This window comes from Sporosarcina ureae (assembly GCF_029267015.1).
GTDB classification, from domain to species: Bacteria; Bacillota; Bacilli; order Bacillales_A; family Planococcaceae; genus Sporosarcina; species Sporosarcina ureae_D.
The window spans coordinates 50,735-57,682 of sequence record NZ_JARIEA010000072.1 but is presented as its reverse complement, the minus strand read 5'-3'; the positions used below and the strand labels follow the sequence as shown (position 1 = coordinate 57,682).

Genomic DNA, 6,948 nt, shown 5'->3' with positions numbered 1-6,948 from the left:
CAACAGGAAAAGGAATATGAAATGGATCAGCTCATGTCGAGCCTGACGCAACGTTTCGGAGATGGTATTATTAAAAAAGGATTTACGAAGAATTAGCAAGGAGGGAATGCATGTGGACATAGAATTTTTAGGGACCGGCGCAGGAATGCCTTCAAAGCAACGCAATACATCTGCACTCGTTCTCGACCTGGCAGATGAGAACAAAGAAAATTGGCTGTTTGACTGTGGAGAAGCGACACAACATCAATTATTGCACAGTGCGATCAAGCCAAAGAAAATCACGAAAATCTTCATTACGCATTTGCATGGTGACCATATTTTCGGATTACCTGGTTTTCTCAGTTCGCGCGCATTTTTAGGCGGCGGTGATCCCGTTGATCTTTATGGACCAGCAGGCTTAAAAGAATGGTTGCAACACACCTATAAAGTGACGGGCACATACTTGCCTTACAAGCTAAACGTTCATGAAATCCATGACGGCATGATTCTTGAAACGGATGAATTCAAGGTTTACGCGAAAGAAGTCCAGCATGTTATCCAAAGTTTCGGCTTTCGTATTGAACAAAAAGAGTTGCCGGGTACGTTATTGATCGACAAAGCGATTGAACAAGGTGTTCCGAAAGGTCCGTTGTTACAGCGATTGAAAGACGGTCTTGATGTTGAGCTCGAGAATGGGCAGGTCGTTTACAGCAAAGACGTCACGACAGAGAAGAAAAAAGGCTTTGTTATCGCTGTCATTGGGGATACGTCGTACTGCGAGGCTTCCGTTGAACTGGCACAAGACGCAGATATCCTCATTCACGAAGCGACATTCACCGATGAATACGCAGAAGGCGCTAAAGAATTCGGTCATTCCACTATTGTGGAAGCAGCAACTGTCGCGAAAGAAGCAAACGCTAAGAATTTAATTGCCAATCATATAAGTGCACGTTTTATGCCAAGTGAAATGCCAGCATTCATTGCGGAAGGTACTGAAGTGTTCGAGGCTATTTCAATTGCGGATGATTTTGCGCGTTATCAGTGGAAACATGGCGAATTAACGAAGTTAGTGAAAAATTAAAGTGCTATCCAAGAAGTCGTCTTGCGGGAGACTTTTTGCGATGGCGCTTTTTATTCGTTGTGATGGGGATGTTTTGAGGGGCCTAGCGCTCAATGTTTCCCCGTAACCGCTCTATGAAGTCGCGTGACTGCTCTATTAAACCTCGCGGGCGCTCTATTAGCCAACACGAACGCTCTATACAGCCCGATTTCCGCTCATAGCACCCAAAGTTTCGCTCATAGACAAAGACGCTTAACGGAATATCTATCCCGCAAGCGTCTTTGTCTACTATTATTTCCTAGAACCGAGTTGACGTGACCGATTTTCTGCACTGATCAAGCAGTCCGAAATAATCGTCTTAAAGTTATGGTCTTCTAAAGAACGCAGACCTGCTGCGGTCGTACCGCCAGGACTCGTTACATTTGTCCGCAACACACTTGGTTCTTCGCCGGTCTTTTGCAACATGGATGCCGCACCGTAAATGGTTTGAACAATGAGTTCCCTAGCATCTGCTGCATCTAAACCTTGAGCTACCGCCGCTTCTTCCAACGCTTCGACGAGATAATAAATATATGCGGGGCCGCTGCCAGAAAGTGCTGTGACTGCATGCAGATCGTCTTCTTCGACAACTTTCACGATGCCAATCGCATTCAATAGGCTCAAAATGGATTGTTGCATTTTATCTGACACTGCTTCATTGAATGCGATACCGCTTGCTGCTTTCCCTATGGTGGCGGACGTATTCGGCATCGAGCGGGCAATCGGACGTTTGCCGAGGCCGTTTTCAAATGTCTCGATGGAAATGCCAGCAATGACGGAAAGGACCGTCGTGTCTTCTCCGAGATACGGGGCGATATCCTGCATAACTTTCTCTACGTCTTTAGGCTTTGTCGCGAGAACGATCAAGTCCATATTCTTAATGAAATCTCGGTCTTCGCATACTTTTGTAATGCCATAACGCGACTCCAGTTCATCTAAACGATCTTTGTCTGAACGGTTCATAACATAGACGTTTTCTTCATATAGTACTCGTTTATTTACGATTCCCGCAATAATAGCTTCAGCCATCTGTCCGGCCCCTACAAATAAAATTTTCTCCATTTCCAACATCCTTCCCAAAATAAAAAAGCACTCTCGTCCCATAGTTCAGGACGAAAACGCTTGGTTTCCGCGGTGCCACCTAAATTTGCTGTTTGCGACAGCACACTTCACGTCTTCTTTATCGCAGAAGATACGGTCGTGTTTCCACAACAGCTCGGAAGGAGGTTCGAAGGGGAGTGGGATACATGGCTCGCAGCCTTGGCCATGCTCTCTTAAATCCGTCCACCCTCTACTAATCTTCCTCATTGCCCGTTCCATGCTATTTTTATGATTATGTCATGTATAAACTGAAAAGTCAAACCGCCCTCAACTGTCAATGAACAAGTAGACGATGAATATAACAATCAGAATGGAGATGACGAGAGAAGTGATCTTCATCACGCTCAGTGGATAATTGCCCGATACTTTTCCGGTTTGTCCATTGACAATGAATTGATAGATTTTCTCTTTGAAATGAAATGAAGAAATCCAGATCGGTAATAATATATGCTTGTACGTGATGTCTTTGTAGTCGGTTGAAAGACTAGCCACTTCCACGATATCACCTGCAACGGAGCGTTCGATACCGTTAACGATTCCTCGTGTCATGATATCTTTCGCTTCAGAGAATCCCTGTTGCAATGAAACGGAATAACGCTCAGCAAGGAATCCGGACATGTATTCTACTTTATAATCAGTCAGACTCGTCAACTGGAAAGGTTGCACTTTTTGCAATAATTTCGGTTCGACGGTGTGCGATGCTTTAATGAGAATATCATCGAAAAACTCGCGATAATTGCCGCTTTCTTGGTGCCAGCGGATTTTCCTCACTTGCTCGGTCACTTGTCTTGCCTTGCCGTCCTCATACACCGTCCGAGTTTCGGTAACATAATAGTAATTTCCGACACGCACGACATATTGTGAAGAGGTTTGGCTATCATACGTCCAATATGGCAAGTAAGCGCCAGAGATTTTATTGAGACGATAGGTTTTCTTTAGTGTATTGGGTGCGAAAAAATGCCCTTTGATCCATTCTTTGAACTTCGCTTGTGCTTGTTCATTTGAGACTTGGAATGGAATCAATAATCCTGGCTGGATCCCCGCGTCCTGATCGGTCACTGTAATATGAGAGGAACCACAAAACGAACAGAAATCCGCGACGACATGTGCATCGAGTACGGATTCCGCTCCGCAGTTGCCGCAGGAGAAAACACGTTTCTCTTCATTCCATAGATGTTGTAGATTATTTCCTGCTTCATTAAAATCCAATTCTACATGGTGGTCGAACGTTGCTTCGATCGGCATTTCATGACCACAAAATGGACATTTCAAGCCAAGTGTCTCGGGATCGTATTCCGTATTTCCGCCACAGGAAGGACATTTGATATTTTGCGTATCTTCTACGACAGTGTTTTGTTCATCAAATGAAGTCAACGTACATCCCTCACTTTACGTCTAACGTCTCACCGCATTCTGCGCAGAATTTCGCACCTGGCAGATTAGCGTGTGAGCAGGCAGGACAAATTTTCTCCGCGACTTGAGATGTACCGCAAACGCTACAGAACTTCGCATCTTTCGGAATCATAGTCTCGCACTTAATACACGGTACTTTATCGGTTTCGACAGACTTTCCGCACTGACCGCAGAACTTCGCATCTGCGTTGATCGTAGCTTGACAATGCGGGCATGATTTCGTCGCAGCTTGTGCTTGAGGCTGCTGTGTTTGATTTTGATTCATCGCATTGGCCATCACTTGACCCATGCCCATTCCAGCGCCCATACCGACACCTGCACCTGCCATGCCGCCTTCATTTTGTGCGGCGTCACGCATCGCTTCCGCGGCTTGATATTGCTGGTATTGCTGCATATTGCCAAGCACACCCATCGACGTACGTTTATCCATCGCTTCTTCAACTTCTTTAGGTAATGACAGATTTTCGATATAAAGTGACGTGATTTCGAATCCAAATGCTGCGAAACGCGACATCATTTTCTCTTTACCTTTATCACTTAATTCGTCGTAATGCATCGACAGGTCGAGGGCTGGTATTTGTGACTCTGCGAATAGATCAGATAAACCTGAAATAATCATTTTTTTCAATTGTCCTTCGACTGCATTCGTATCATAAGAGCTATTCGTTCCAAAGAGTTCACGTAGGAAAACAGTAGGCTCTGCAACGCGATACGAATAAATTCCGTACCCACGAAGACGAATCATGCCAAAATCAGGATCACGCATCATGATTGGATTTGCGGTTCCCCATTTTTGATTGATGAACTGCTTTGTATTAATGAAATATACTTCCGCTTTAAATGGCGAATCAAAGCCGTATTTCCATGACTTTAACTTTGTGAGAACCGGCATGTTCTGCGTGTAGAGAATGTGGCGACCGGGTCCGAAAACGTCGGCGATTTCGCCTTCATTGACGAAAATTGCGACTTGTGATTCTCTAACCGTTAGTTCCGCACCCATTTTAATTTCATTATTGTGAACTGGGAACTGATAGACTAATGTATTGGCGTCTTGCGCTTGCCATTCGATTACTTCGATGAATTGGTTTTTGAACATATTAAAAAATCCCATAGTGATCCCTCCAACTCGACATGATGTTTGCAAATCATGCGATTTCTTGTAGTATACCATACGTAGAATAGGGGAAATGGTTTCATTTTGCAGGAAAATACTTTTTGTAAATGAGTGAACTAGACGTGACGCTCATGGAAATAAAGGGTACAATAGACTGAACAGTCATTCATTTATGAGGGGGAAGTTTTATGATTACGAAAATTATTACACCGACGCCATTTGCGGTCGGTGATGTGAATTGCTTTTTATTAAAAGGCGACACGCTGACGCTCGTAGACGCAGCTACGAAAACACCTGAAGCACGCGAAGTATTGCAGATGAAATTAAAGGAAATGGGCTATACATTTCATGATATAGAGCAAGTATTCGTCACGCATCACCATCCCGATCACTGCGGTCTGGTTGAGCAGTTCGACCGTGCGGAAATTCTAGGTCACCCATATTTAAACTATTGGTTATCGCGTGACGCAGAATTTCTCGATCGTCACGACCACTTTTACGAACAGTCTTTACTAGAAGAAGGCGTGCCGGATGAGTATTCGAAATGGCTTCAACGTTTCCGTCGGTCGGTCGACATGATGGGCGATCGTCCCGTTGACCGAATTATGAATGAAGGCGATGAGTTGCCAGGACATCCAGGGTGGAAAATCCAAGAGTCACTCGGCCACGCACAAAGCCATTTATCGTTGTTCAATGAGCAGCAAGGTATTCTTATCGGCGGGGACTTGTTGCTGGAGAAAGTGTCATCAAATCCATTAATTGAGCCCCCATTAAAAAAAGAGCAAGGACGTCCGAAATCGTTGCTGCAATATAATGCATCTCTAAAACGTTTGTTGGGTTTGCCGGTATCACTCGTTTACGGCGGACATGGTGGCGAGATCATGAATGCGCATGACCTTATTACGGAACGCCTAGCGAAGCAACATGACCGTGCAATGAAAGTGCTCGCGATGCTAGATGAATCGAAAACGGTCTATGACGTAACCAAGTTATTATTTCCAGCGGTTTATGAGAAAGAACTCGGATTGACACTGTCTGAAACGATCGGACAATTGGATTATTTAGTAGCCAATGAATTCATTTCGGAAACAACCGACGCTGTAGGAGTTCATCACTATGTCCGCATTTAAAACGGTACTGATCACAGGTGCAACGAGTGGTATCGGGTTTGAACTTGCCAAGCGCTTGGCGGTGTTGAATAACTACCGTGTCATCGCGACGGGACGTAATGCGAAAGCGTTAGAGGAACTGCGTACGCTTGGCGTGGAAGGCTACTGTGCTGATCTGCGCGATACGAAGCAAATCGACTGGTTATTGTCTTCTATCGAAACCCCTGACCTAGTCGTTTTCTCAGCTGGAGTAGGGAAGTTCCATTTAGCACACCAGACAACGGATGAAGACACGAAGGCAATGCTAGAGACAAATGTACGTGTACCGATGCAACTGACTGCTCGCGTAGTACCTACGATGATTAAGCGTAAGCACGGACACCTACTTTATATAGGCTCACAGGCAGGGAAAGTAGCCACGCCGAAAACATCAGTCTACGCCGCAACGAAACATGCGCTGATCGGTTACACGAACGCCGTACGCATGGAAGTCGCACCGTATAACGTCGATGTGTCCGTCATTCATCCAGGCCCAATTGACACACCATTCATCGAACTCGCAGACGTCACCGGCGGCTACAAACAAGCAATGGGCAGCCAGCTACTGTCAGTCGATACAGTCGTCACTGCAGTCATGGACACCATCGAGCGACCTAGACGCGAAATAAACTTACCGAAAATCACTGGCTTAACAAGCAGACTCTACGCACTGGCACCAAGTCTAGTAGAAACTATCGGAAAACCGTTCTTCTATAAGAAGTGAGAATTATATAGAGCGCTGTCGCTAGAAGTCGTGAAGTTACGGCTTGTGGCGGTAGCGTTTTTTAGTGTTGTGAAGAGAAGCAGTAACGTCATGTAGTATGTAGTTTAATACGATCATTAACATACTAAACTAGTTGATCTTCGTTCTAGGCGACGACTCCAGCGGGAACAGCGCGCGCTGAAAGCGTCCGCCTGGAACGAAGATTAACGGTACTCATCTCCTCACTTTTAAATGTAACAATAATATGATTATGTAAACTAAAAAGAAGTTGGAATAATCTAACATGAATGCTATAGTGTTAGGGATAGAGTTCACAATTTAGACATAAAGTACATAAACTCAGAATTCCTGCCGACGCTACTTAGACTTA

General features: G+C 44.9%; 7 protein-coding genes. 4 read left to right on the top strand and 3 right to left on the bottom strand.

Features of this window, described 5'->3' with window-relative positions; translation table 11 throughout:
• Positions 1-112 precede the first annotated feature (112 nt).
• Complete coding sequence (gene rnz, locus Q7P97_RS12880) at positions 113-1,060, top strand: ribonuclease Z (RefSeq protein WP_303969605.1); 948 nt, start codon at positions 113-115, stop codon at positions 1,058-1,060.
• Positions 1,061-1,330: 270 nt separating this feature from the next.
• Here the strand turns inward: rnz and proC are convergent, their stop codons facing one another.
• Positions 1,331-2,140 carry a pyrroline-5-carboxylate reductase gene (proC, locus tag Q7P97_RS12875; protein ID WP_303969603.1) on the bottom strand — a complete coding sequence of 270 codons (810 nt, stop codon included), beginning with the start codon at positions 2,138-2,140 and terminating at the stop codon, positions 1,331-1,333.
• Between the two features lie 60 nt (positions 2,141-2,200).
• On the opposite strand from proC, the gene Q7P97_RS12870 reads away from it, so the two are divergent.
• Positions 2,201-2,356 carry a hypothetical protein gene (locus Q7P97_RS12870; protein ID WP_303969601.1) on the top strand — a complete coding sequence of 52 codons (156 nt, stop codon included), beginning with the start codon at positions 2,201-2,203 and terminating at the stop codon, positions 2,354-2,356.
• 90 nt (positions 2,357-2,446) lie between these two features.
• Here the strand turns inward: Q7P97_RS12870 and Q7P97_RS12865 are convergent, their stop codons facing one another.
• Together Q7P97_RS12865 and Q7P97_RS12860 are read right to left on the bottom strand one after the other, a co-directional pair.
• Entirely contained in the window at positions 2,447-3,553 is a 1,107-nt protein-coding gene (locus tag Q7P97_RS12865; RefSeq protein ID WP_303969599.1) for a TFIIB-type zinc ribbon-containing protein, read from the bottom strand.
• Positions 3,554-3,563: 10 nt separating this feature from the next.
• On the bottom strand, positions 3,564-4,703 hold the full coding sequence (locus Q7P97_RS12860) for an SPFH domain-containing protein (protein ID WP_085426134.1): 1,140 nt from the start codon (positions 4,701-4,703) through the stop codon (positions 3,564-3,566).
• A 191-nt stretch (positions 4,704-4,894) separates the two neighbouring features.
• On the opposite strand from Q7P97_RS12860, the gene Q7P97_RS12855 reads away from it, so the two are divergent.
• On the top strand, positions 4,895-5,836 hold the full coding sequence (locus tag Q7P97_RS12855; protein ID WP_303969596.1) for an MBL fold metallo-hydrolase: 942 nt from the start codon (positions 4,895-4,897) through the stop codon (positions 5,834-5,836).
• A complete protein-coding gene (locus tag Q7P97_RS12850) occupies positions 5,823-6,578 on the top strand; it encodes an SDR family NAD(P)-dependent oxidoreductase (protein WP_303969593.1) in 756 nt (251 codons plus the stop codon). Before Q7P97_RS12855 ends, Q7P97_RS12850 begins: the two co-directional genes overlap by 14 nt.
• Positions 6,579-6,948 lie beyond the last annotated feature (370 nt).

Bases quoted from the DNA above. Each gene is read 5' to 3' on its own strand.
- proC (WP_303969603.1), bottom strand. From the start codon at position 2,140: ATGGAGAAAATTTTATTTGTAGGGGCCGGACAGATGGCTGAAGCTATT.
- Q7P97_RS12860 (WP_085426134.1), bottom strand. From the start codon at position 4,703: ATGGGATTTTTTAATATGTTCAAAAACCAATTCATCGAAGTAATCGAA.
- Q7P97_RS12855 (WP_303969596.1), top strand. From the start codon at position 4,895: ATGATTACGAAAATTATTACACCGACGCCATTTGCGGTCGGTGATGTG.
- Q7P97_RS12850 (WP_303969593.1), top strand. From the start codon at position 5,823: ATGTCCGCATTTAAAACGGTACTGATCACAGGTGCAACGAGTGGTATC.